General features: G+C 69.8%; 20 protein-coding genes. 7 read left to right on the forward strand and 13 right to left on the reverse strand.

The window, feature by feature from the left end:
• Positions 1-79: 79 nt before the first annotated feature.
• The 10 genes from G361_RS0103535 to G361_RS42180 form a co-directional block, all read right to left on the reverse strand.
• Positions 80-763: a phosphotransferase-like protein gene (locus G361_RS0103535; protein ID WP_155981285.1), complete on the reverse strand. Its 684-nt coding sequence runs from the start codon at positions 761-763 to the stop codon at positions 80-82.
• Positions 760-1,695, reverse strand: a complete 936-nt coding sequence (locus G361_RS0103540) for a hypothetical protein (protein WP_019925669.1) — start codon at positions 1,693-1,695, stop codon at positions 760-762. Before G361_RS0103540 ends, G361_RS0103535 begins: the two co-directional genes overlap by 4 nt.
• 238 nt (positions 1,696-1,933) lie before the next feature.
• The gene (locus G361_RS49100) at positions 1,934-2,647 is read right to left on the reverse strand and encodes a hypothetical protein (RefSeq protein ID WP_155981286.1); all 714 of its coding nucleotides are present in this window, start codon (positions 2,645-2,647) and stop codon (positions 1,934-1,936) included.
• Positions 2,644-5,163 (reverse strand): hypothetical protein, encoded by a 2,520-nt coding sequence (locus tag G361_RS46620; protein WP_019925671.1) that lies wholly within the window; start codon positions 5,161-5,163, stop codon positions 2,644-2,646. Before G361_RS46620 ends, G361_RS49100 begins: the two co-directional genes overlap by 4 nt.
• Entirely contained in the window at positions 5,163-5,468 is a 306-nt protein-coding gene (locus G361_RS0103555) for a hypothetical protein (protein WP_019925672.1), read from the reverse strand. Before G361_RS0103555 ends, G361_RS46620 begins: the two co-directional genes overlap by 1 nt.
• A 108-nt stretch (positions 5,469-5,576) precedes the next feature.
• Positions 5,577-6,797, reverse strand: a complete 1,221-nt coding sequence (locus tag G361_RS0103560) for a CaiB/BaiF CoA-transferase family protein (protein ID WP_019925673.1) — start codon at positions 6,795-6,797, stop codon at positions 5,577-5,579.
• Positions 6,794-7,132, reverse strand: a complete 339-nt coding sequence (locus tag G361_RS0103565) for a hypothetical protein (protein ID WP_019925674.1) — start codon at positions 7,130-7,132, stop codon at positions 6,794-6,796. Before G361_RS0103565 ends, G361_RS0103560 begins: the two co-directional genes overlap by 4 nt.
• A 65-nt stretch (positions 7,133-7,197) precedes the next feature.
• Positions 7,198-8,643 (reverse strand): aldehyde dehydrogenase, encoded by a 1,446-nt coding sequence (locus G361_RS0103570; RefSeq protein WP_196814546.1) that lies wholly within the window; start codon positions 8,641-8,643, stop codon positions 7,198-7,200.
• A gap of 172 nt (positions 8,644-8,815) precedes the next feature.
• Positions 8,816-9,658, reverse strand: coding sequence for an SDR family NAD(P)-dependent oxidoreductase (locus G361_RS0103575; protein ID WP_036494457.1), 843 nt, complete (start codon positions 9,656-9,658; stop codon positions 8,816-8,818).
• A 32-nt stretch (positions 9,659-9,690) separates the two neighbouring features.
• Positions 9,691-11,373 (reverse strand): thiolase C-terminal domain-containing protein, encoded by a 1,683-nt coding sequence (locus tag G361_RS42180; protein WP_019925677.1) that lies wholly within the window; start codon positions 11,371-11,373, stop codon positions 9,691-9,693.
• Between the two features lie 84 nt (positions 11,374-11,457).
• Here G361_RS42180 and G361_RS0103585 point away from each other — a divergent pair, with 84 nt between their 5' ends.
• The 3 genes from G361_RS0103585 to G361_RS0103595 all read left to right on the forward strand — a co-directional run bounded on the left by G361_RS0103585 (position 11,458) and on the right by G361_RS0103595 (position 15,420).
• Entirely contained in the window at positions 11,458-12,429 is a 972-nt protein-coding gene (locus tag G361_RS0103585; protein ID WP_019925678.1) for an LLM class flavin-dependent oxidoreductase, read from the forward strand.
• Positions 12,426-14,921, forward strand: coding sequence for a CoA transferase (locus tag G361_RS0103590; protein WP_019925679.1), 2,496 nt, complete (start codon positions 12,426-12,428; stop codon positions 14,919-14,921). Before G361_RS0103585 ends, G361_RS0103590 begins: the two co-directional genes overlap by 4 nt.
• A 289-nt stretch (positions 14,922-15,210) precedes the next feature.
• Positions 15,211-15,420 carry a hypothetical protein gene (locus G361_RS0103595; protein ID WP_019925680.1) on the forward strand — a complete coding sequence of 70 codons (210 nt, stop codon included), beginning with the start codon at positions 15,211-15,213 and terminating at the stop codon, positions 15,418-15,420.
• Between the two features lie 7 nt (positions 15,421-15,427).
• On the opposite strand, the gene G361_RS0103600 is transcribed toward G361_RS0103595, so the two are convergent.
• From G361_RS0103600 to G361_RS0103610, 3 genes are all read right to left on the reverse strand, one after another.
• A complete protein-coding gene (locus G361_RS0103600; RefSeq protein ID WP_019925681.1) occupies positions 15,428-15,631 on the reverse strand; it encodes a hypothetical protein in 204 nt (67 codons plus the stop codon).
• Positions 15,628-16,731: an aromatic ring-hydroxylating dioxygenase subunit alpha gene (locus tag G361_RS0103605; protein ID WP_019925682.1), complete on the reverse strand. Its 1,104-nt coding sequence runs from the start codon at positions 16,729-16,731 to the stop codon at positions 15,628-15,630. Before G361_RS0103605 ends, G361_RS0103600 begins: the two co-directional genes overlap by 4 nt.
• 81 nt (positions 16,732-16,812) lie before the next feature.
• Complete coding sequence (locus G361_RS0103610) at positions 16,813-17,580, reverse strand: IclR family transcriptional regulator (RefSeq protein ID WP_019925683.1); 768 nt, start codon at positions 17,578-17,580, stop codon at positions 16,813-16,815.
• A 109-nt stretch (positions 17,581-17,689) separates the two neighbouring features.
• Here G361_RS0103610 and G361_RS0103615 point away from each other — a divergent pair, with 109 nt between their 5' ends.
• The 4 genes from G361_RS0103615 (at position 17,690) to G361_RS0103630 (ending at position 22,941) form a co-directional block, all read left to right on the forward strand.
• A complete protein-coding gene (locus G361_RS0103615; RefSeq protein ID WP_026342645.1) occupies positions 17,690-18,520 on the forward strand; it encodes an NADPH-dependent oxidoreductase in 831 nt (276 codons plus the stop codon).
• Between the two features lie 155 nt (positions 18,521-18,675).
• Complete coding sequence (locus tag G361_RS0103620) at positions 18,676-19,506, forward strand: alpha/beta fold hydrolase (protein WP_019925685.1); 831 nt, start codon at positions 18,676-18,678, stop codon at positions 19,504-19,506.
• 317 nt (positions 19,507-19,823) lie between these two features.
• A complete protein-coding gene (locus G361_RS0103625) occupies positions 19,824-20,336 on the forward strand; it encodes a hypothetical protein (RefSeq protein ID WP_196814405.1) in 513 nt (170 codons plus the stop codon).
• Positions 20,337-20,895: 559 nt separating this feature from the next.
• On the forward strand, positions 20,896-22,941 hold the full coding sequence (locus G361_RS0103630) for a neutral/alkaline ceramidase (protein ID WP_019925687.1): 2,046 nt from the start codon (positions 20,896-20,898) through the stop codon (positions 22,939-22,941).
• Positions 22,942-22,947 lie beyond the last annotated feature (6 nt).

A 22,947-nucleotide genomic window follows, 5' to 3' on the forward strand; every position in this document is an offset into this window, starting at 1 on the left:
GACGACAGGGTGCGGGAGCGGCATGGTAGGGCGCGTCAACGTATCGGTCGCAGGCATATCGCCGGTCCGGTTGTCGGGCTCACATCACGGAAACTGCCGTCCGGAGCCGGGCGAACGCGGTGCCGGGGCCTTCGGCGAGCCGGGCGGTGATCAGGTCGCAGACCTCGTCCGGGCCGTGCTCCGCGGTGTCGACGGTGAGATCGGCGAGGTCGTTGGCGTACACCGATTCGTAGAACCAGGGGCGCAGGCGGGTGAGGCGGTCGACGATCCGGCGGGCGGCGTCCGCGCCGAGGATCTCGACGGGAAGTTTCTTGTCCATCTGCCGTTCGGCGACCCGCCGTTCCAGCACCTCGAACGGCGGTTTCAGGGTGACCAGCAATACCGGGAGGCCGTCGAGTCGTCGGACGCAGTCGGCGAAGACCGGGGTGTCGGTCATCAGGAGGTGGTCGACGATGATGTTCGCGCCGGCGCGTGCGGCCGTGGCGATCCATTCGTGCAGGATCTCGAAGGCGCGCACGCCGTACGGGCCGAAGGTCCAGCGCAGCGGGCCGTCCGGCGCGGCCGGGTCGACCGGGACCGCCTGGATGCCCTCGGTCGCCAGCGGTCCATGGTGGCCGTAGCGGGCCGGGAGGGTGTTGGCGAGGAAATCGTCGATGCCGTAGGACAGCCAATAGTCCTGGGCGCGTTGCTGGAACAGGCGGCAGGCGGTGGACTTTCCGGATCCGGAGGTGCCGTTGACGATCACGATCTGCCCGGACATCATGCCTCCCTGGTGATTTCGCCGCGAGCGAGGCGGCGGAATCGCTCGGCGGGGGAGAACTCCTGATTGTCACCCCAATACGTGACACCGTCGACATCCCACTCCGACAGTGACCAGACCACCGTGTGATCGGTGTAGCCGGTGAAGACCAGGCCGGGATCGATGACACCGGTGGCGTGCACGGTGCGGCCGAGATGGTCGGTGCCGTCGAACACCACCCGCGAGGGCCCGAATCGGCCGTACTCCAGGATCTCCCGGCCGCCGTCGACCAGGCTGCCGAGTTCGCCGTCGCGCCAGAGGAATCCGCCGACGGATTTCGCCGTGCGACCCTCGCCCATGCACAGTGCGTGGAAGGCGGCGCCGTCGGCGATGCCCCAGAAGTAGCCGCCGCAGGCCAGCGACTCGTAATCGCGTGCACCGTAGGAGGTGTCGCGCATCGAGAAGCAGTCGATCTCGAACCGCTCACCGTGTCGATGCGCGGTGCCGGTCATCCGGCCCGGCTGCTCCATATGGAATTTCGCGGTCGCCTGCTGACCCGGATCGCCGGTGTGCAGTTCGTGCATCGGACCGACGGCCTCCCACTGCAGCTCCAGCCGGAAATCGTCCTTGTCGTAACCGATCCGGTAGCGCGTCAGCGGTTCCAGCACCTCGACGGTCAGCGAGTTGCGCGCCGTCATCGCGAACTTCTGCGCCCCCGCGGGCATCGCCTGCAGATGACTCCAGTTGTAGTACAAGCAATCCCACTGCGACGTCCCCGAGGGATCCCACATCACCGGACCGCCGTTGAGCATGCCCATATTCGGTCGGAAGTAGTACTGGATCATCCCGTGCAGCCGGCGCTGCGGGATCGAGAAGGAGAACCAGACGCTCTCGTTCCAGTACGGACTGTCGTCGCGGCCTTCACCGAAGCGGTCGGCGGCGGGTAGTTCGCTCATGTGCTCTTCCGGGAGTCCGGGATGCGCGCCACCGGCATCGGCACCTGGTCCGAGCCCGTTGGAAGCGGTCCCTGCTGAGTGAGTACTTACCCGACTAGCATACGATGCGCGGTCGTCCCGTCCGGTCGTTTTTGCTCTGCTGTCGTGCGGTTTCCAGTGCGGTGGCGTCGCCGACTGCTGCCGCGCGGATGCCACCGAGCAGCCCGGCGGCCCCGGCATTCGCCGCGGAGAACCGGAACTACTTCTGTCCGGGCTGAATCGGATCGGGAGGTTGCTGGACGAACGGATCCGGTGCGTACTTGTCGCACAATGTGCCCGGGTTCTGATAACCGACCGCGCTCACGATCGAGGTGATCAAGGGGCGGGGTGTGGTTGCATTGTGTGAATCCAATGCCGACGGCTCCGTTGTCCAAGCAACGGTGGCCCATTCGGCAGAAATAGATTTTTCAGCGTCCGGGCCGTGAACGGGCTTACCGTCGATTATGTCGTAAATGCCCGGCGTATCGAACTCGCAGAGTGTCACACGGTAACCCGATTCACTCTGCGTGCTGTCTAGCACTTTCCATTGTATTCCGCCGGTGGTGCGCCATTTGGTCTTGCTGCCCTGCCACAGGGGTTCGGAGTAAAAGTAAGTCCGGACCACGCGTTCGTTGTAGCGCTGCATCATCTCGGGACTGTAGTCGTTCGACAGCTTGTATACGGCGCCCGCTACTTCGGTTTCGGCTGCGAACTGCGCTGCTTCCTGTTCTCGCCCGGTCAAGGGCTTTTCCATGGACCAGCCGGATGTGAGATCGGGATACTGAGGCGCAGCCTGTGAGGTAGGCGAGGGTGTCGGAGTCGCGATTTCATGCTCTTTTTTCGTCGAGCATGCGGACAGTGGATTCGTAACGACGCATATTGCCGCGATCGTTGTCATCTGACGCAGCCGGTGGAACACGCGGTTTCGTGTCATTTCACCTCGATCTGCTCGGATCCGCCGTTGAGGAAGCTTTGTAGCTTTCGGCGGTCGCCAACCAGGTCCTTGACCGTTGCGATATCGCCTCTGGTTTCGACGGTTCCCAGGTAGTCGGTAGCTCCGCGTGAGTTGAAATAGCTCTCTATCGCGTGATTCGCCCGATCCAGGTTGTGTTCATCGTAATAGATTGGAGAGCCGTGATTATCGGCCTGTAGAGCTGTGGGCAGTTGACCCGCGCGGTATGCCGCATCGAGAAGTTTGTTCGTGGCTTCGACCTTGATCTCGGACGAGATCTGATTCCCACTCGGATCCTGCACGTGCACGGGATCGGGCACCGGATTCCACGCCGCAATGACCTTGTCCATCGCCATTCCGGGCAACCCGTTGATATACGACTTGGCCGCCCCCTGTGCCACGTGCGGCAGCAGATCGGTGATCGGCGTGGTGACCTTGTCCATCGGAATGGTGTTGGTGATGATCTGCTTTGCGATCTCGGCGGCCTTCTGCTTGCTGTCGTACACCTCCTGGAGGTGCTTCGCAGCGTCGGTCGCGTTCATGTCGTCCTGATAGAACAGCGCGTTGTAGTGCTGTGCCGTCATGCGAGCGTTCAGGTCTCGGAGATGGGTGAAGGCGTCGTTCTCGGTCAGCCACTCTCCCACGTTGTTCCCTCCCTCACGCATCGCCTGGTCGTAGATGGTCGCCTCGCGCAGTGCGCGTCCCGTCTCCAGAAGGTTACGGCCGTCCTCGGATTGATCGGCCAGGAACAACAATCGATCGCCGTCGTCGACGCCGAGTCGCACCTCGGACGACACCGGCGACGGGTACTGGTGTGGGTCGGTGGGGGCGGGCAGGGCCAGCGAGGTCATCTGGCTCGGGTCGGCCAGCGCATCGAGGTTGGGCGCCAGCACTTTCGACAACCCCGTGGCCATTTCCGGATACTTGCGGAACAGGTCCGCGTTGTTCTCGAAGACCGTATGACCGCCGGCTCCGGCGGTCAGCGCCGATCCACCTCCGGAGTCGGTGGGGGCGAACAGGTGTGGGAGGGTGGCGATCGTCTTGCGGGACAGGTCGCCGTCGAGGGTCTGGTCGTGCGCGTGGTCGCCGGCCCAGCTGTACAGCTGGGAGGCGACCTTGCCCTTGTCGCCCCAGTCGTGGTGGAAGACCTGCTCGCGGAAGGTTTTCGGGTCGGCGTAGATGTCGCCGGGGGTGTGGGCCGTGGCGGGCGGATCGGTCAGCATGCCGTAGTCGACTGCGTGGTTGCGGGTGCCGAGGTCCAGGAAAGCGCGGGCGGTGTCGCCGATCTGGGGTTTGTCCCGATCGAAGTAGGCGGCGTTGATGTCTACGGCACCCTGGTGCTCGAATCGGTCCACGAGGTCGGTGCCGGCGTGATTGTGGCCGTCGACGTAGCTGCTCATACTGGCGGCGGTGATCTGCATCTGCGCGGCCATCGCGGCGCCGGGCACGAATCCGGGGTTGGCCTCGCCGAGGAGTTTCGCGAATTTCGCCTGGTCGGCGAATCGGTTCTGCATCTCCAGCGGGCTCGGCGGTGGGGTGGTCTCCAGGCGGTCGCTCACGAGATGGCGCAGATAGTCCGGGAGTTGGCCATAGCCGCCGGGCCGGAAGGTGCCGTCGGGGGCGGTGCTGCCCACCTTCTCGTTCGACATCATCATGATCGCGTTGGCGAGATTGTCGCGCTGGCCGGCGGCGAGCGGATTCGGTGAGCCCGCGCCACGGGCGAGCGCTTCGGCCTGGGTCAGGTGGTCGGACAGGCCGAGCAGGCCGTCCTTACCGGACTTGTCGAGGAATTCCCGGTAGTAGTCCTGCACCTCGGCGGGGACGGTGGTGACATCCTTGCCGTCGGCGAGGTTCTGCAGATCCTGCGGGGTGAGGAAGTACTGCGGCATGTCGGCGGCCACGGCGTCGATGGCGTCCCGGTCCCCGGCCTTGATCGCGTCGGCGAGGCGTTTACCGTCCTCGGCGCCGAGACGTCCACCCTGCGAGGCTGCTTCGCCGACCTCGATCGAGGAGCCGTAGAGATCGCCTGCGGCACGGACGAGTTCGCTGCGTTCGCCGAGCAGGCGGCCGAGTTCGCCTTCGGCACGGGCCAGTTCGCGGCGAGCGGTGTCGACGGCGTCCTGGTGCGCGTGGACCGCGTCGGCGTCGTGACCGGACACGGCCCAGTCGTCGGCGACCGTGAGTTGCGCGGCCTCGGCCTCGGCGGCCTTGGTGCGCAGCACATCTCGGTGCGACGCGACATCGCCGACCGCGCGGGTGAACGCCTCGAGGAAATCCTCGATGTCGCCGTGGATCTTCCGGGCCTCGTCGTGGTCCTGGCCGACCCGGTCGTAGGCGGCGTGGTAGGCGTTGCCGGACCAGTCCGGTGCGACATCCGTGAAATATCTACGGCTGCGGTCGATTTCCAGCAGGAACTTCTCGTTGCCGGCGCGCAGACCGGCCGCCCAGTCGTCGAGCGCGCGCAGGTTCCAGCGGTCCAGTTCCGCGCGGGAGGGCATCAGGCATTCCCCGCGTGGAAGTCCAGCGCGTGCATCTGCTGCGCGAACCGGTCGTCGGACATCTGCAGGTTGCCGGCGCTGTCTCGGATCTTGCCGGCCAGCCCCTTCATCCGCGCCGCGACCCGCAGATATGCGCCCTCGACGTGCAGACCCAGCTGGGTGCACGCCAGCGGTACCGACGAGCCGGGCATGCACGGGACGACATCGTTGTCCTTGTCCCGGACGCGGATACCGTCGACGGTGTCGCCGAGAGCGTCCAGTACGGTCGCCAGCCGGTCGAGCTGGTCGATGTCGGCTTTCAACATCAGGTCCCCTTCTCCGCCCCGCCCGGACCGTTGCTGCCCGCACACGGAGTCGAGCCGAGGCTACCGCAGGACGAATCGGGCAAACAGATGAGCGCGGGGAACTCGAGCTCAGCCGATCGCCTTGCGGTCCTTGAGGTCTGCGATGTCGTCCCAGCTCAGGCCGAGTTCCAGCAGTACCGTCTCGGTGTGCTCGCCGGTCTCGGGGGCGCGGGCCGGTTGTGCGGGGGCGCCGTCGAACTGGGCGGGGGTGGTGACCATGGGGAGGGTGTGGCCGTTGCCGAGATCGACCTCGGCGAGATAGCCGTTGGCCCGGACCTGCGGGTCGGCGGCGAGTTCGTGCGGTTGTTGCGCGGGGGCCCACTCGCCGTCGAAATCGGCCAGGGCCGTGCGCCATTCGCCGAAACTGCGGCGGGCGAACACCGCGTCCAGCCAGTCCACGCAGGCGCTCGCGTGGCGGGTACGCGCGGCCATGTCGGCGAAGCGCGGATCGGCCGCGGCCTCGGGTTCGCCCAGGGCGCGGCACAACTCGGGCCAGCGGCGGTCGGGGGCGAGCAGTTGCAGCAGGATGTAGCGGTCGTCGGCGGTGCGGTAGGGGAGCATCAGGGGGTTGGCGGCGCGGTGGCGTGCCGGCCGCGCCGGTGCCGGGCTGCGGCCGTCGATCACGGAATTCACCAGATCGGCCTGGATCTGCCACATGCCGGAGGCCAGCAGCGAGGCGTCGACGGTGGCGGTCACGCCGGTGGTGGCCCGCCGGAACAGGGCCGCGCCGACCGCGCCGGCGATCGACAAAGCGGCCGTGACGTCGCCGAATGCGGTGCGGGGTGCCGCGGGATGTTCCTCGGCCGGGTGCCGGTGCAGGTGCTGCATACCGCTGCGGGCCCAGTACGCGCCCGCGTCGTAACCGCCGCGATCGGCGTCGGGCCCGTGCGCGCCGAAGGCCGTGCCCGACGCGTAGATCATCGCCGGGTTGTCCGCGCGGACCCCGGCGACATCGATACCCAGCGCGCGGCGTCCGGCCGGGCGCACGCTGGTCAGGAAGACGTCGGCGCCGGCGTTGAGCCGGGTCAGCAGCCGCCGGCCCGCGGGCCGTTTCAGATCCACCGCGACGGATCGCTTACCGCGGTTGGCGGCCTGAAACTGCACGTCGGCGCCGTGATGGACCTTGTGCAGGCCGGTGGTGACCAGCCCGCGGTAGGGGTCGCCGGTGCCGGGATGTTCGATCTTGACGACATCGGCGCCCCACTCCGCGAGCACCGCGGCGGCCATCGGCACGAAGACGTGCGACGCCACCTCGACCACCCGCACCCCGTGCAGGGGTCCGGTGGTCATCCCGAGCGGCCCGATTCGATGAGCCGCCGGGCGACCTGCACCGGGGTGCCGTCGAGGATCAGCGGGATCGCCGTCGCGCTCGGCAACGCGGTACCGGTACCGGATTCGGCATGCCGATACGCCTGTATGCCGTAACGGCCCATCGCGATCGCCAGCCGGTCCACCGGTTCCTCGTCCGGATCCGGTGGTTCGCCGTCGGGGTGCGGGACACACCAGGTCCAGCGGCCCACGGAGGTGGCGAACCGCAGTTCCAGATAGTCCGCCCGCGCCGGGCACGGGCCCGTCGACTCCAGGCTGGCCGGGAGGAACGAGTCGTCGGTCGAGACAGTCTTCATGGTGCACCGTCCGAGTGGGTCCCCGGCCGCCGCCCTGGGCAGCGCGGGGACCGATGGTCGAGGGGTCAGAACAACGCGGGCGGAAGTCCGATGCTGCGCGGTTCCAGGAAACTGCGCAACCCCTCGGGTCCGAGTTCCCGGCCGAGCCCGGACTCCTTGAAGCCGCCGAACGGCACCGCCGGGAACGGCGGATAGGTGCCGTTGACCGCGATGCTGCCGGTGCGCATCCGCAGCGCCACGTCGAGGCCGCGCTGCGGATCGGCGGTCCAGACGCCGCCGGACAGGCCGTAGGGCGAGTCGTTGGCGATGCGGACGGCCTCGTCGTCGCCGTCGTAGGCGATCAGGCACAGCACCGGGCCGAAGATCTCCTCGCGGGCCACCGGCATGGTGTTGTCGGCGTCGGCGATGATCGTCGGCGCGTAGTACCAGCCCTTCGCCAGGTGCGCGGGCCGCACACCACCGGCGGCGACCCGGGCGCCGTCGGCCAGCGCGGAGGCGACATAGCTCTCGACCCGGTCCCGCTGCCGTTGCGCCACCAGCGGCCCGACCAGGGTGGCCGGATCGTGCGGATCGCCGACGGTCACGGAATTCGCTGCGGCGGCGGCGATCTCGACCGCCTCGGCGTAGCGGGCCCGGGGGATCAGCACCCGGGTGTGCGCGCCGCAGACCTGTCCGGACAGATGCATGCCGCCCTTCACCAGCGGCGGCAGCACGGCGGACAGATCGGCGTCGTCGAGGACCAGCGCCGCGGATTTGCCACCGAGTTCCAGCGACACCCGCTTCACCTGTTCGCCGCACAGGCTCATGATCCGCTTACCGGCCGCGGTCGACCCGGTGAAGGCGATCTTGTCCACGCCCGGGTGGGTGACGAGATGTTCGCCGACCTCCCGGCCGCCGGGGACCACGCTCACCACGCCCGCGGGCACGCCCGCCTCGTCCAGCGCCTCCCCGAGAACGAAAGTGCTGAGCGGGGATTCGGCCGCGGGCTTGAGCACCACCGAGCAGCCGGCCGCCAGCGCGGGGGCCGTCTTCCAGGCCGCGAGCGTGACCGGGGCGTTCCACGGGTTGATCGCCGCGACCACGCCGATCGGCTCGTTGGTGACCAGGCCGCGCCGCTCGCCGACGGTCACCGTGCGCCGGAACTCGAAGGTGCGGATCAGTTCGGCGTAGTAGTCGAACAGCGGCGCCACCAGGCCGGTCTGGGCCTGTTTGGCCTGGCTGATCGCACACCCCATCTCGTCGACGGTGATGCCGGCGATATCGGCCTCGCGCTTGCGCAGCAGTTCGGCGGCGCGGGCGAGCACCTCGGCCCGCTCCTGCGGGGACATCCGCGGCCACGGGCCGTCGTCGAATGCGGACCGGGCCGACGCCACGGCCCGATCGATGTCCACGGTGGTCGCGAGGGGGACCTCGCCGACGACCTCCTCGGTCGACGGTGAGACGACGGGCAGTCGCTCGGTGCCGGCCGGCGCCACCCAGCGTCCGCCGATGAAGAATTCGCGGCGGTACATCAGTGTGTCGTCCACGTGGTACTCCTGGCTCGGGCGTCTCCGGGATCAGCGGAAACGCAAGTGTGACTGGCCGATTCGGGCAACGGTGCCGAGACAGGGCTCGGGCCGAGCCTAATGAAAGTATCTACTTACTTACTTTAACCAGATGGCCCGGCCCACACAACCGTTGCCGTCATTCCGCCGGTTCCGGGACCCCGCGCAGATGCGGCGCCATCATCAGCGGGGTCACGGTCAGCACGCCGGATTCCACCGGCAGCGTGACGCCGGTGATCCAGCGCGCCTCGTCGCTGGCCAGGAAGGCCGCGGCCCAGGCCACGTCCCAGCCGTCGCCGGGGGTGCCCAGCAGGCCGGCCTCGGAGCGCATGGTGTTCATGAAGTCCGCGCGCGGACCCGGCGTGCTCACCGACATCAGCATCGGGGTGGTGATGTGGCCCGGCGCGACCGCGTTGACCCGGATGCCCTGCCGCCCGTGCGAATACGCCATATCGATGGTCATCGCCTGCAGCGCGCCCTTGGCCGCGGAGTAGGCGATGGTGCCGTCACCGCGCAACGCCGAGATCGAGGAGATGTTGACGATCGACCCGGCGCCCTTCTCCGCCATCACGGGCACGGCGTACTTCGACGCCAGGAAGGCGGTGCGCAGGTTGATGTCGAAGGTGCGGTCCCAGTCCGCCTCGCTGGTGTCGACCACCGTGCCGACCGCCGCGCGGCCGATGTTGTTCACCAGGATGTCGAGGGTGCCGAAGGTGCCGACCGCGGCCCGGACCATCGCCTCGGCATCGGCGGCCTTCGTCAGGTCGCCGGCGAAAACCGCTGCCTTGCCGCCGGATTCCTCGATCAGCTCCCGGGTCAGCTCGGCGCGCTCGGGCGCCACGTCCACCAGCAGTACGCTCGCGCCCTCGCGGGCCAGCGCCACGGCCGTGGCCTTACCGGTGCCGATACCCTCGCCGGGGGTCGAGCCGGCCCCGGTCACGATCGCCACCTTGCCCTCGACCCGGCCTGTCCGATATGCCATGTCCCGCTCCATCTTTCGATCCAACTTCCCACTCACCAGGTGGTGAGCAACGCCGCTCCGGCCTCGATCCCCCCGACATTGGTGACCGCGGCCACCCGTGCGTCGCGCACCTGCCGTTCCCCGGCCTCGCCGCGCAACTGCCGCACCGCCTCGGCGGTGTGCCCGAAGCCGGCGTGCAGCCGGCCGCCGGACAACTGCCCGCCCCAGGTGTTCAGCGGCAGTTCGCCGTCCAGCGCGATCCGCTTGCCGCCCTCGACGAACGAGCCCGCCTCGCCGACCCCGCAGAATCCCATCGCCTCGAGCCACCAGACCGCCTCGATGGTGAAACCGTCGTAGAGCTGGGCGACGTCGACATCGGCGGGCCGCAGATCGGTGCGTGCCCACAGTTCGGCAGCGGTACCGTGCCCGACCCGGCCCATGTCCTCCCACTGCTCCCACGACGGCCGGCCGTCCACGACCCCGGCCATGGCCTCGATCCGCACCGGCGCGCGCAGATCCCGCGCGGTCTCCGCCGCGGACACCACGATCGCGGTCGCGCCGTCGGCGGGGACGTCGCAGTCGAACAGGCAGATCGGTGAGGAGATCACGCGCGCGGCCAGATAGTCCTCGACGGTCAGCGGGGACCGGTACACTGCGTCCGGATTGAGCGCGGCGTGTGCGCGCTGGGTCACCGGCAGCCACGCCAATTGCTCACGGGTGACGCCGTATTCGTGCATGTAGCGGGTCGCGTAGGGGGCGATCTGGCAGACCGGCGACAGCATCCCGATCGGCAGCAGCCAGGCGTTCGGGCCCTCCGCGACCGGTTTGGTGGATCCGTAGGCGGGGCGGCCGCCGGCATTGCGCGCCGCGCTGCCCTCCTTCACCGTGCGCCAGATGACCACGTGCCGGGCCGCGCCGGTGGCGACCGCCTGCGCGGGACCGTAGAACGGCAGCGACATTCCCTCCACCAGCCCCTGCCGCCAGGTGGTCCGCAACCGCAGCGCGTCCTGCACCTCGTACAGGCTGCCGTTGGAGTAGCCGGGCAGATTCGCCACGCCGCCACCGGGGTACATGGCCAGGCCGTCGATGTCGTCGAGGGTCAGGCCCGCGTCGGCCACCGCCGCGAGGATCGCGTCCAGGGTCAGCTGGAATCCGGACCGGTCCACCTGCCGGCCGATCGCCGACTGCCCGACCCCGGAGATGACCACCTTGCGCTCGAACAGGTCGGTGCTCGGGCCCGCGCCGGGGCTGCGCCGGGTTCCGGCCGGCCGGGCCGGGGGTGGTGCGGGGGTGGCCGTCGGCTCGGCGGCCGGCGCGGCGCCGGTGCAGACGAAGCTCGGGATGTGGAATCCGCCGGGGCCGGGCTGGAAGCCGATCTCGACCGGCATGCCGACGGCGACCTCCGCCGGCGCACAACCGCGCAAGCGGCCGGCAACCCGGACTCCGGGGTGATCCGGGAATTCCACCAGTACCATCGCGTAAGGGACCGCCAGGTCCGGTAGCCAGCGTTGATGGTCGACGGTGTAGCTGTACACCTCGCCGGGGCCGGTGATCTCGGTGATCGCCAGGTCGCGGCCGCGGCAGTGGTGGCAGATGCCGCGCGGCGGGAAGGTCTCCGCGCCGCAGCTCGCGCAGCGCTCGACCACCAGTCGTCCCTCGGCGGCCGCCGCCCAGAACGGCTCGGTCTCCTCGGTCACGGCCGGGGGTATCCCGGTCGTCGCGTCGATCGCATCCATCGAATCCAGCCTCTTTCTAAGTGAGCATTTGCTATCTTAGGGCGCAGGGCGCCGATCGGAGCGTCATTCGCCGAAGGAGCCGGGTTGTCCACCGACAGCATCGTTTTCGGGGCGGCAGCGATCCCCGAGCCGGATCGGGAGTGGCTGGCGGCCGCCGAACGCCTGCCGATCACCTCCATCTGGCAGGGCGGGCACCTGCTGCCCCCGACCCATACCGGCGAGGCCATCACCCGCCTCGCCCTGATGACCGCCTGGACCGAGCGGGTCCGGATCGGCACAGCGGTGCTGTTGCTGCCGCTGTATCAGCCGGTGATGGTGGCGAAACAGCTCGCCGACCTGGATTCCCGCTCCGGGGGCCGGGTCTCGGTCGGCCTCGGGGTCGGCGGGGAGTTCCGTCACGAGTTCGACGCCGTCGGGGTGCCGCTGAAGGAGCGCGGCCCGCGCACCGACGAGGCCATGACCATCCTCCGCGCGTTGTGGCGCGGTGAGCCGGTGAGCCACGAGGGCCGGTTCTTCCGGTTCGAGGATCTGCAACTGCGCCCGGTGCAATCGCCCGGCGCCACCGGTCCGGCGATGCGGCCGGGCGGCCCGCCGCTGATCGTCTCCGGCCGCAAGGAACCGGCCATGCGCCGCGCCGCGCGCCTCGGCGACGGCTGGCTGCCGTACCTGATCTCGCCGTCGGCCTACGCCCGCTCGGTGACCACCATCCACACCGAGGCGGCCGCCGCCGGGCGCGACCTGACCGGCTTCGAATGGATGATGTACCTCTACTGCTCGGTCCGCGCGGACGGCGATCGGGCCCGGGAGGATGTCGCCGGATTCCTCGGCGGTGCCTACGGCGACAAGCCGTCGTCGATGCTCGACAAGATCGCCCCCTCGGGCACGCCGGAACAGGTGGCGGCCCGCCTCCAGGAGTACGTGGACGCGGGGGTGCGGCACTTCGTGATCTCCCCGGCGGCGCACGAGGACACCCTCGGCATCGTCCGGCTCGCCGCCGAAGAGGTGCTGCCCCGGCTGAAGCTGCCCACCTCCCCGCTCGCCGGGACGATCCGGTGACCAGCGCGTCCGCCCCGCTGTGCGCGGGTCTGTCGGTGGTGGAGGTGGCGGTCGGCACGAGCGAACTGGGATTCGGGGCCGCCGGCGGCGTGCCGGGGATGATCCTCGCCGGACTCGGCGCCGACGTGGTGCGCGTGGTCGGCGAACCGGTCCCGATCGACGCCGATGTGCCGTGGGGCCGAGTCTGGCACCGGCACAAGCGAATCGCACGCGCCGATCGCGACGGGACGCGGGAACTGCTGCGGACCGCCGACGTCGCGCTGGTGTACGGATCGGAGCAGATGGTCGAGGGCCGCGGCCTCGGTTACCGGGATCTGGTGCCGCACAACGCCGGACTGGTCTACGCGCGTTGCCGGCCCAGCCGCACCTCCGGCGGCGCGGTCGCCGACTTCGGGCTGGCCGTCGAGGCGCGCGCCGGATTCTGCACCCAGCTGGCAGGGCATCGGCCGGGCCCGATCTTCGTCGACGCGCAGGCCTCCGCGGTCGGCACGGCCTCGCTGCTGCTCACCTCGGTGTTCGCGCTGCTGGGCCGGCGTGCCCGCACCGGCGCGGGTGGCTGGGCCGAAACCTCGCTCTACGACGGACTTCTGGCGACCCTGGGCTGCATGATCGGCCGCTCCGAGCGGGCCGCCGCCGACGTCGAGTACTACTGGGAACACGGCTCGACCTTCCCGAACTTCCTGTACCGCTGCGCCGACGGCGAACTGCTGCAGGTCTGGTTCGGCGGAAAAGGCATGTACGAGTCCGTGATCCGGGTACTCGGCGACGAACCCAGCGCCGACGGCTACTACACCGATCAGATGACCGGCAAACTCCGCGACCGCGCCCGGCGCTGGACCGAATTCTTCGCCACCCGCCCGCGCGCCGACTGGGTCGAGCGACTGCGCGCCGCCGGCGTCGCCTGCGAACCGGTACTCGGCCCGGGAGAAGTGCTCGCCGATCCCCACCTGGCCGAGATCGGCCTGTCCGCAACAGAATTCGCCGACGGCCACGAAGTCGTGACGTTCGGCTCCCCCCTCACCATCCACCCCCGCACCACCCCCGCGCCCGGCGCCTCCCCGGCCGAATCCGCCACACTCCCCGCTGAATCTGCGCTGTCCGCAGCTGGGTCTGCCGTACCGACAGTTGAGTTCGCCGTGCCTGCGGCCGAATCTGCCCTGTCTGCGGCTGAGTCCGCCGTGCCTCAGGCTGAATCGGCCTTGCCCGTGACCGACTCTGCCGGGTCCCCGGCCGAATCGGCCTCGCCCGCAGCCGATTCCGCGGTGACCCCGGCTGTGCTCCTCGATTCGGACGGCGATGTGCTCGCCGGGCTGAAGGTGGTGGATTTCTCGGCATTCGTGGCGGGCCCGCTGGCCGCGGAGATTCTCGCCGACCTCGGTGCGGACGTGATCAAGGTGGAACCGCCCGATGGTGAGGCGATGCGTGCGGCGGCCTATGCCGTGGCGGCCTGTCAGCGCGGGAAGCGCAGTCTCGCACTGGATCTCAACGCGTCCGGGGCGGGCCCGGTGGTGGCGCGGTTGCTGGCCGGGGCGGATGTGGTGGTGCACAACTTCCGGGTCGGCGTCGCCGAACGTCTCGGGATCGGCGAAGACACTGTGGCGCGGTTGAATCCGCGCGCGGTCTACTGCCATGCCAGCGCGTTCGGGGCGGTCGGGCCGCGCGCGAAGGCGCCCGGTAACGATGCGCTGATGCAGGCGGTCACGGGTTTCGAACGGGCCATCGGCGGCGCGGGCAACGATCCGATCGCGGCCACCTGGATACCGCTGGACATCGCGGGGGGCTGGCTGGCCGCGGCCGGGACGCTGGCCGGACTGTACGGCCGGGCGGCGCACGGGCACGGCTACGGGGTGGTCACCAGTCTGCTGGCCGCGGGCATGCTGCCGCACAGCGGTGTGTATCTGTCCGACGGCGAACCGGTCCGGGGGCCGGCGCTCGATGCCGCGCAGACCGGATACGGTCCCGGCTACCGGCTCTACGAGGGTTCCGACGGCGGGTGGTTCGCGCTCGTGGTGCCGGATCCGGACGGGTGGCGGCGGCTGACCGAACTGCCCGAGGTGGACGGTCTGGCCGCCGAGTACACGCCGTTGCGCGGCGGCGCCGCCGATGCGGGTGCGCGGGCGGCCGAGCCGATCCTGGAGCGGGCCTTCGCGACCGCGCCGGCCGCCGTATGGGCCGAGCGGCTGCGGGCCCTGAGCCTGATCGCCGAGCCGGTGGAGGCGCTGGACCGGGACGGGTTCCGGCGCGCGGTGCTCGACGATCCGATGAACCGGCAGCAGGGCCGGGTGCTCGCGTACCGGACCGACGACTGGGGTTTCTTCGAACAGATCGGGCCGCTGTTGCGCTACGGCCCGGCCACCGCGCGCGGCCCGCGGCCGATGCTGCCCGGGATCGGGGAGCACAGCACGGAGGTGCTCACCGAATTGGGCTTCGCCGCCGACGAAGTGGAGCAGTTGCTCGCGGCCAAGGTCGTGCGGCAGGCGGCCGATGGGTAGCCCGGCAGCGGCCGAACCCGCGGCCCGGCGGTGGGGATCACGCAGCCGGGCGGTCGGGAACACCACAGCCGGGCCACGGGGGGAGTGGCAGCCGGGCGACGAACGGATGGCGCGAATGTCTCGGCGCGGCGTGGATGTCACAGTACCGGCGCGAATTTCGACAAATCGTACACCTGAGCGGCCCGCGCGGGCGAAGATCGAACCTGGCGACGATGCCGTGCCGGATGGGCGGCGTCCGTCGACCGCTGCAACCACACTGGGGCATCCTTCGCCGACGAGGAGGGTTCAGATGCGACGACGCATCACGACATCCGTGGCATGGCGCTATTTCCTGCGCGGCTTGGTGCTGCTCGGCGCGGGCAGCTCCGGTGCCATCCAACTGTATGTCGACTACATCCATGTGGATCCGGACGCCGCGATCGCTGCCGAGGGGCAGCCGCCGGTGGCCGAGGAGTGGGACTGGTCGATCCCGCACGTCTGGTACGACCTGGCGCACTGACGCCCGGTCACACCGCAGCGACCGCCGGCACCGAACCGGGCGGGTCGAGCACCGGGGGCCGATGGCCGTCGGGGTGACCGAGCAGCCACTGCCACGTCTCGATCGGGTCCTCGGCGATGATCGTTGCGCCGCAATGGCATACGCCGAGCAGTCGATCGGTGCCGGGAAACCACTCGATCCGGTACCGCGCGTCCGCGCCGGATGCGCTCATGCCCGCGCTGCCGCGTTCTCGGCGTCCGCCGCGGCCTGCGCGCGGGCCAGCCGGGTCATCAGCTTCCGGGCCGCGAGCGCGCCGGTGTCGATGTTGATCGACAGTTCGCGGACGTCGCCTCGGCGGCGCTCGTCCTCGGCGACCGTCTGCTCGACGATGCCCAGTGCCACCACGTCCTGCATCACCACGGTGTGATTGCTGGTGTACAGGTATTCGGTGACCGCGGCGTCGCTCGTCGCGAAATCCCTTGCCACCATCCAGAAGTCGTGCACGGAGTGTTCGGTCTCGGGCGTGAGCGCGTAGACGATCTCGGTGTGGAACGCGCCGGGATCCAGCGCGTGGTCCGCCCCGGGACGATAGCCCGCGGGCGGGTGGTGGCCCTGCGGGGCGATCCGGGAGTGCAGCCGGTACAGGCACGGCGGCTGGAACTCGATGTCCTGCCAGCGCGTGATCCGCCCGCCGAGACCGGTCGACTCGGCGTAGAAGGGCGGGCATTCCGCGTCGTCCATGTGCCGGGACACCCGGATCACGCCCGCGGTCTCGTCGACCTCGGTGGTGATCGGCGTCTCGGCCACCTCCGGGGTGCCGATGTAGCCGCCGTGCAGATACGTCTCGTGCGACAGGTCCATGAGGTTGTCCATCAGCAGCGCGTGCCGGCCCTGGATGGTCTGCAACCCGCGGATGGTGGTCCAGCCGTCGGCGACCAGCCACGGCGCCCTTGCAATCGCGGTGGCGTCCGCGAGGTCGGGTTCGCCGATCCACACCCAGACGAACGAATCCTGTTCCACCACAGGGAAAGCCGCGACCCGGGCGCTGCGCGGGATGCGGGTCTGCGCGGGCACCGCGACACAGGCGCCGGTGCGGTCGTAGGTGAAGCCGTGATAGCCGCAGACGATCCGATCGCCGTCGCGCCGCGACTTCGACAGCGGGTACCGGCGATGGATGCAGCGATCGGCCAGCGCCACGACCGAACCGTCCTCGGCGCGGAAGAAGACCAGCGGTTCACCGCAGATGGTGCGGGCGAACAGTTCCGCGCCGATCTCGGAGGCGTAGGCGGCCACGTACCACTGGTTACGGATGATGGTGGTCGAGGGACTCATATACTCACCCTGCGACCGGGCACGGGTGGGAGCCAAGACACACTTCCGGTGGATGGAAGTACGGATCCCGATACCCGGACGTCAGGGCCGTCGCCGGTCCCGGGTGGTCGCCGCGCCGAGTGCGCGGCTGATGCCGTTGGCGGCCGTCCGCACCGCCGGCGCCCAGGTCGCCCGCTTCGTATCCCCGGCGGGCACCACGATCGATACCGCCGCCGGTACCGTGCCGCCGGGTCCGAACACCGGCGCCGCGACCGAATAGCCGTCCAGGGTGACCTGCCCGTCGCTGATCGCGACCCCGGTGCGGCGCACCTCCGCCAGCACGCGGCGCAGCCGCTCCGGATTGTCGATGGTCTTCGGCGTGAACACCGCGAGCGGGTGGGTCAGCACCTCGTCCAGCAGCGCGGTGGGGGAGTGGGCCAGGATCGCGAGCCCGACCCCGGTCGCGTGCAGCGGCCAGCGCGCGCCGACCCGGGTCCTGACCGCGACGGCGTTGCGCGCGGCGAGGAATTCCACGTACATCACCTCGACGCCGTCGCGCACCGCCAGTTGCACGTTCTGGTGGGTGGCCTCGTAGAGGTCCTCCATGTAGGGCAGGGCCACGTCGCGCAACGGCCGGCCGCGGGGGCAGTGCGCGGCGACCTCGAGCATGCGCAGCCCGATCTGATATCCCCCGCCGGGGGCCCGGTCCAGCGCGCCCCACGCCACGAGGTCGCCGGCGTACCGGTAGGCGGTCGTCTGCGGCAGTCCGGCCCGGTCGGCCAGTTCGGCGAGTTTGAGCACCATGTGCTCGGCGTCGAAGGCCGCGACCAGGGACAGGGCCCGGGTCAGTACGGACGTCTCGGCAGTCATCGTCGACCACCTCTCCCTCGGCCGGCGGCCGGGCGCGGAACACCCGGCCTTTCGATCATGATGACCCCAACCGCCGACCGGACGCGCCGCGCGGGTGAGTATCGAGGGTATGACCAGTAGCACCGTCGAATCCGCCCGTGACGTCCTCCGGCAGCGCTATCGCGATCCGGAGATCGGTGTGCCGGACCAGTGGAATCCCGTGTTGCAGGTGCTGCACGGTCACCGTTCGGTGCGCCGCTACCTGGACGAGCCGGTCTCCGACGCGACCCTGCGGGTCCTGGTGTCCGCCGCGCAGTCGGCGGCGACCTCGTCCAATCTGCAGGTCTGGAGCGTGATCGCGGTCCGGGATCCGCAGCGGCGGGCCCGCCTGGCGGAACTGGCCGGCGGGCAGGAGCACATCGTGCAGGCGCCGGTGCTGCTGGTGTGGACCGCCGACTTCGGCCGGCTGCGCCAGCTGGCCGACGATCGTGGGGTGCCGCTCGAGGGTGCCGACTATCTGGAATCCAGTTACGTGGGCTTCGTGGATGCCGCGCTGGCCGCCCAGAATGCCGTGGTGGCGGCCGAATCGCTGGGTCTCGGTACCGTTTTCATCGGTGCGCTGCGCAATCGGCCGGAAGAGGTTGCGGCGCTGTTGAGCTTGCCGCAGCAGGTGTTCGCCGCCTTCGGTCTCGTGGTGGGACACCCGGATCCGGCCGAGCAGGCCGGCGTCAAGCCGCGGTTGCCGCAGCGTGCCGTACTGCACCACGAAACCTACGACCCCGCACCGCAACTGGCGGCCATCGCGGATTACGAACAGCGCGTGGCCGACTACTACGCCGAACAGCGGCTCCAGCACTCCTGGACCGCACGGGTACTGGCCCGGCTGGGTTCCGGCGCGACTCTCAGCGGACGGCATCGGCTGCGAGAGGCGCTGGGCAACCAGGGTTTCCGATTGCACTGAGCCGGACCGGCCGAGCGGCGATGATTCCGTGACGCGGGATCGGGCGCACCCCGAAGTGCGGCTGCGGCGCCGATTTCCGGCATCGATCGCGCGAGCGCCGTTCGGGTGTTAACGTGCGGGGCGAATGCCCGGTTCGCAGCGCCAGCGGAGATACGATGCGAGCAGTTGCCACCCCCAGCGGATCGGTCGGTTACACCGACCACGGGGCCGGTCCGGTCCTGCTGTTCGTGCACGGTTTCCTGCTCGACAAGAGCATGTGGTTACCGCAGATCGTGCACTTCGTCCCCCTCGGCTATCGAGTGTTGTGCGTGGATCTGCTCGGCTTCGGCGACAGCGCGCCGGCGCCGGGCACCATCGCGCTCACCGCGCATTCGGCGGCGCTGGCCGCGGTACTGGACACCGCCGGGGCCGAGACCGCGACCGTGATCGGCTATTCGATCGGCGGCCAGGTGGCGCTGGATTTCGCTGCCGCCCACCCGGATCGGCTCACCGCGCTGGTGCTGTCGGGCACCTCCGCGGCGGCCGACGGCCCGGAGGTGCGCGCGGAGCGGCTGGCCCTCGCCGATCGCCTGGAGGCGGAGGGCGTCGACGAGTACGCCGAGGAATTCCTGCCGCATCTGCTCGGGGCGCGCACACTGCGCGACCGTCCGTCGGTGGTGGAGCACGCGCTGACGATGATCGCGGCCGCCGATCCCGAGGGCGCCGCGGCGGCGCTGCGCGGGCGCGCCGAACGCCGCGACTACACCGAGGTGGCCCGCGCGCTGACCGTGCCGAGCCTGGTGGTGGTCGGCGCCGAGGATTCCTTCGACCGCGGCGTGCTCGCCGCGGAACTGGCGGGCCTCATCCCCGGCAGCCGCCTGGCCGTGGTGGCCGATTCCGGGCACACGCCCAGCTTGGAACGGCCCTTGTCGTTCAACGCGGAGCTCGAGGAGTTCCTCGAATCGGTCGCCGGCGCACCCCGGCCGGGTCCGCTGCGCACCCGCTGACCACCGGTCGCGCGCAGAAAATCACCGCTGGACTGCCCGTTTGCCGAGCGGAATTGGCGCAAATGTGAAAATGTTGTTCCAGCCCAACATGTTTGAGGGGCGAATACCGACCGGTCACGCTCGGAGAGGGGTGCGGTGGGGCCATGGCAGGGCAGCGCAGGGGGGCGAGGTCCGGGGGACCACTGGCGGCGGTGGCACGTGGCCGGCGCCGACGACATCGGCGGTCGCGATCGGACGATACGCCACCGGTGATCTGGCCGGGGATGATTCCCACGGCGCAATCGCAGTCGCAACCGCGGCCGGGGCGCCGGCGGCGGATGGTGGTGGGTTCGGCCGCGGTGGTCGGGACGGCGGCGGTGGTCGGCGGGGTGGTGTTCTCGCTCGAGGTCCGCATGCAACAGGCCGCGCCGGCCACGATGGCCAGCAGCGCGGACCTGGCGCTCGGCGGCGGTCCCGGCTGTGAGCCGGTGCGTTCACCGGAACTGGTGCGCGGCAACGGTATCGGATCCGCCGGCTCCGGGCCGGACGCGATCCTGGCCTTCCAGCACGCCTACTACGTCGACCGGTCCGGCACCACCGCCCGCGCGGTGACCGCGCCGGACGCGTGGGTGTCCGGGGCGCAGATCATCGATGCCGGGATCGCGACCGTTCCCGTCGGCACCCATCACTGCGTGCAGATCACCCCGCAACCGGACGGCCGGTTCGATGTCGTGGTCACCGAATCCCGGCCGGACCACACCGGCCGCACCTACCGGCAACTGGTCACCGTCGGCTCGCGCGACGGCGCCACGGTGATCACCCGGATCGACCCCGGCCGGGCGACACGCTGAGGTAGCACGCGCCACGGTGTGGCGTACCTGGGAAAATCCTGTCAGTTCCGGGTTCTTGCTGGGAGCGGGCTGCCAATCCACCTCGAACTGTCCCAGACTTCGTGCTCGGCAATTGTCAATTGCGTTGGCCGGCGTTAACTTTTGAGGGTTCGTGAATTCGATGAGTGGTGCGAACCACCGGACGACGGTCGGCGGCTGCTCGGAGAACGATCGAACGCCGAGCGCTCGGCAGGATCAAGGGGACCGATCCTGCCGGGCGCTTGTCATTGAGTGCTCGGCAGGATCAGGGGACCGGTCCTGCCGAGCACTCGGCATCGGGCGCTCGGCAGGATCACGGGACCGGTCCTGCCGGGCGCTTGTCAAAGGCGATGCAGCAACCAATCCTGGCCGCCGCCCGGGTTTCGATACAAGGGTGAATCGGTGAACAAATGCCCCGGAGTTGCCGGCTTCCGGGCATTGTCGATGCCGCGGCGGGCTGGCGTACTGGTCATGTGACCAGTATTGTTCGGGCAACGATTCGGCCGGAACAGGTTCCAGTGCCGCGGAGAAGGAGCTGCCCGTGACGGTTTCCCGGCGATCCCTGCTCGGCGGCACCGCCGTGGCCCTGGCCGCGGCCGGGACGGTCCCGGGCCGGGCCGGCGCGGGGCCCGGCGACGGTCAGGACTATCTGATCGGTTGCGGCATGGCCGATATCACCGGCGCCGTCGCCGGGCAGGGCATGATGGGTTACTCCGAGCTGGACCAGGTCGCCACCGGCTTGCTCACCCGCTGCTGGGCGCGCGCGTACGTGATCGTGGACCGGATCACCGGCGGCCGGGTGGTCTTCGTCAACACCGACAACGCCTGCCTGTTCCAGTCGGTGCACCTGGCCGTGCTGCAGCGCCTCGCGCAGCGCTACGGCGACCTGTACACCGAGCGCAACGTCAACCTCAACGCCACGCACAACCACAACTCCTGCGGTGGCACCGCGCGCGAATACGCCTACTCCCTGGCCGCTTCCGGCTTCCAGCGCAATTCGCACGAGGCGGAGGTGAACGGCATCGTCGCGGCCGTCGCCGCCGCGCACGACCGGCTGGCCCCGGGCACGGTGATGCTCGGGCACGGCGAACTGCACGATGCCGGGGCCAACCGCTCCCGGGTGGCGTTCGAGCTGAATCCGCCCGAGGACAAGGCCGAATTCCCGGACGGCATCGATCCGGCGGTGACGGTGCTGCGGCTGCGCCAGGGCGGCCGGGACGTCGGCGCGATCACCTGGTTCGCCACCCACGGCACCTCGCTCACCGATCACAACACGCTGATCTCGGTGGACAACAAGGGTTTCGCGAGTTACCGCTGGGAGCACGACGAGATGGGCGTGCGCACCGGTGACGGCCCGCCGGCCTTCGTCGCCGCCTTCGCGCAGACCAACGCCGGCGACATCACCCCCAATCTGTCGGTGGCGCCGTGGCATCCGACCGGACCGACCGAGGACAACCGCGCGAACTGCGCGCTCATCGGCGAGCGGCAGTATCGGGCCGGGAAGTCGGCGTTCGCGGCCGCGCGGCCGATGACCGCCGGCGGCGTGGACGCGGTACTGCGCTATGTGAACATGGGCGACACCGCGATCGACGGCGACTACACCCCCGACGGTAGACCGACCCGCACCACCCCGGCGATGATGGGCGCGGCGGCCGCCGCCACGAGTTCGGAGGACAACTGGAACACCCAGTTGCCCTTCCTGTTCGAGGGCGAGACGAATCCGGTGGTGACCGCGCTCGGCGGGGTGTCCGCCCCGATCGAGCAGTGGATCCGGGATGCCCAGGCGCCCAAGCTGATCGCGGTCCCGCTCGGCATCCTGCCGCCGCGGCCCTGGGTGCCGCTGGTGGTGCCGATCCAGATCGTGCGGATCGGCGATCTGGTGCTGGCCTCGGGTCCCGCCGAGTACACGGTAGTGTCCGGCTTGCGGATCCGGCGGGTGGTGGCGCGGGCGCTGGGGGTGCCGCTGGGCACTGTGCTCGTGCAGGGATACGCGAACGGCTACTGCGGCTACGTGACCACCCCGGAGGAATACGTCTCCCAGCAGTACGAGGGTGGTGAGACGCTGTTCGGGCGGTGGACGCTCTCGGCGTACATGCAGGAATTCGACCGGCTGGCAAGGGCTCTGGCCGCGCGGGTGGATCCCGGTCGCGGGCCGGCGCCGCTGGACTGGACCTCCGGCCTCCAGCCGGATCTGCTGCCCGCGGTGCCGCCGGACGTCCCGGTGGCCGGGTACGCGTTCGGGGCTGTGGTGACCGCGCCGGCGCCGTCCGCCGTTGCGGGACAGACGATTTCGGTGACCTTCAGCGGTGCGCACCCGAACAACGACTTCCGTACGGGCGGAACGTATTTCGAGGTGCAGCAGGTGGGCGGTAACCGGCGGGTCTTCGACGACAACGACTGGTGTACCGAACTGCACTGGTCGCGGCCGGACGGTCAGCCCGCCGCCTCGCTGATCGAGATCAGGTGGACGGTTCCCGCGGGCACCGCCGCCGGCCGCTACCGCATCGCATATACCGGAAACAGCCGTGATTCCGGTGGCGCGGTGAACGAATTCACCGGCGTCTCACCGGAATTCACGATCAACTGAGATTTA

The sequence above is a fragment of the Nocardia sp. BMG111209 genome, assembly GCF_000381925.1.
Classification (GTDB): domain Bacteria; phylum Actinomycetota; class Actinomycetes; order Mycobacteriales; family Mycobacteriaceae; genus Nocardia.

What these genes read in the sequence shown, in the direction of transcription:
- G361_RS0103570 (WP_196814546.1), bottom strand. Translation starts at nt 8,643, where the DNA reads ATGTACCGCCGCGAATTCTTCATCGGCGGACGCTGGGTGGCGCCGGCC.
- G361_RS0103575 (WP_036494457.1), bottom strand. Translation starts at nt 9,658, where the DNA reads ATGGCATATCGGACAGGCCGGGTCGAGGGCAAGGTGGCGATCGTGACC.
- G361_RS0103540 (WP_019925669.1), bottom strand. Translation starts at nt 1,695, where the DNA reads ATGAGCGAACTACCCGCCGCCGACCGCTTCGGTGAAGGCCGCGACGAC.
- G361_RS0103535 (WP_155981285.1), bottom strand. Translation starts at nt 763, where the DNA reads ATGATGTCCGGGCAGATCGTGATCGTCAACGGCACCTCCGGATCCGGA.
- G361_RS0103610 (WP_019925683.1), bottom strand. Translation starts at nt 17,580, where the DNA reads ATGACTGCCGAGACGTCCGTACTGACCCGGGCCCTGTCCCTGGTCGCG.
- G361_RS46620 (WP_019925671.1), bottom strand. Translation starts at nt 5,163, where the DNA reads ATGCCCTCCCGCGCGGAACTGGACCGCTGGAACCTGCGCGCGCTCGAC.
- G361_RS0103595 (WP_019925680.1), top strand. Translation starts at nt 15,211, where the DNA reads ATGCGACGACGCATCACGACATCCGTGGCATGGCGCTATTTCCTGCGC.
- G361_RS42180 (WP_019925677.1), bottom strand. Translation starts at nt 11,373, where the DNA reads ATGGATGCGATCGACGCGACGACCGGGATACCCCCGGCCGTGACCGAG.
- G361_RS0103605 (WP_019925682.1), bottom strand. Translation starts at nt 16,731, where the DNA reads ATGAGTCCCTCGACCACCATCATCCGTAACCAGTGGTACGTGGCCGCC.
- G361_RS0103560 (WP_019925673.1), bottom strand. Translation starts at nt 6,797, where the DNA reads ATGACCACCGGACCCCTGCACGGGGTGCGGGTGGTCGAGGTGGCGTCG.
- G361_RS0103565 (WP_019925674.1), bottom strand. Translation starts at nt 7,132, where the DNA reads ATGAAGACTGTCTCGACCGACGACTCGTTCCTCCCGGCCAGCCTGGAG.
- G361_RS0103600 (WP_019925681.1), bottom strand. Translation starts at nt 15,631, where the DNA reads ATGAGCGCATCCGGCGCGGACGCGCGGTACCGGATCGAGTGGTTTCCC.
- G361_RS0103615 (WP_026342645.1), top strand. Translation starts at nt 17,690, where the DNA reads ATGACCAGTAGCACCGTCGAATCCGCCCGTGACGTCCTCCGGCAGCGC.
- G361_RS0103620 (WP_019925685.1), top strand. Translation starts at nt 18,676, where the DNA reads ATGCGAGCAGTTGCCACCCCCAGCGGATCGGTCGGTTACACCGACCAC.
- G361_RS0103555 (WP_019925672.1), bottom strand. Translation starts at nt 5,468, where the DNA reads ATGTTGAAAGCCGACATCGACCAGCTCGACCGGCTGGCGACCGTACTG.
- G361_RS49100 (WP_155981286.1), bottom strand. Translation starts at nt 2,647, where the DNA reads ATGACACGAAACCGCGTGTTCCACCGGCTGCGTCAGATGACAACGATC.
- G361_RS0103625 (WP_196814405.1), top strand. Translation starts at nt 19,824, where the DNA reads ATGGTGGTGGGTTCGGCCGCGGTGGTCGGGACGGCGGCGGTGGTCGGC.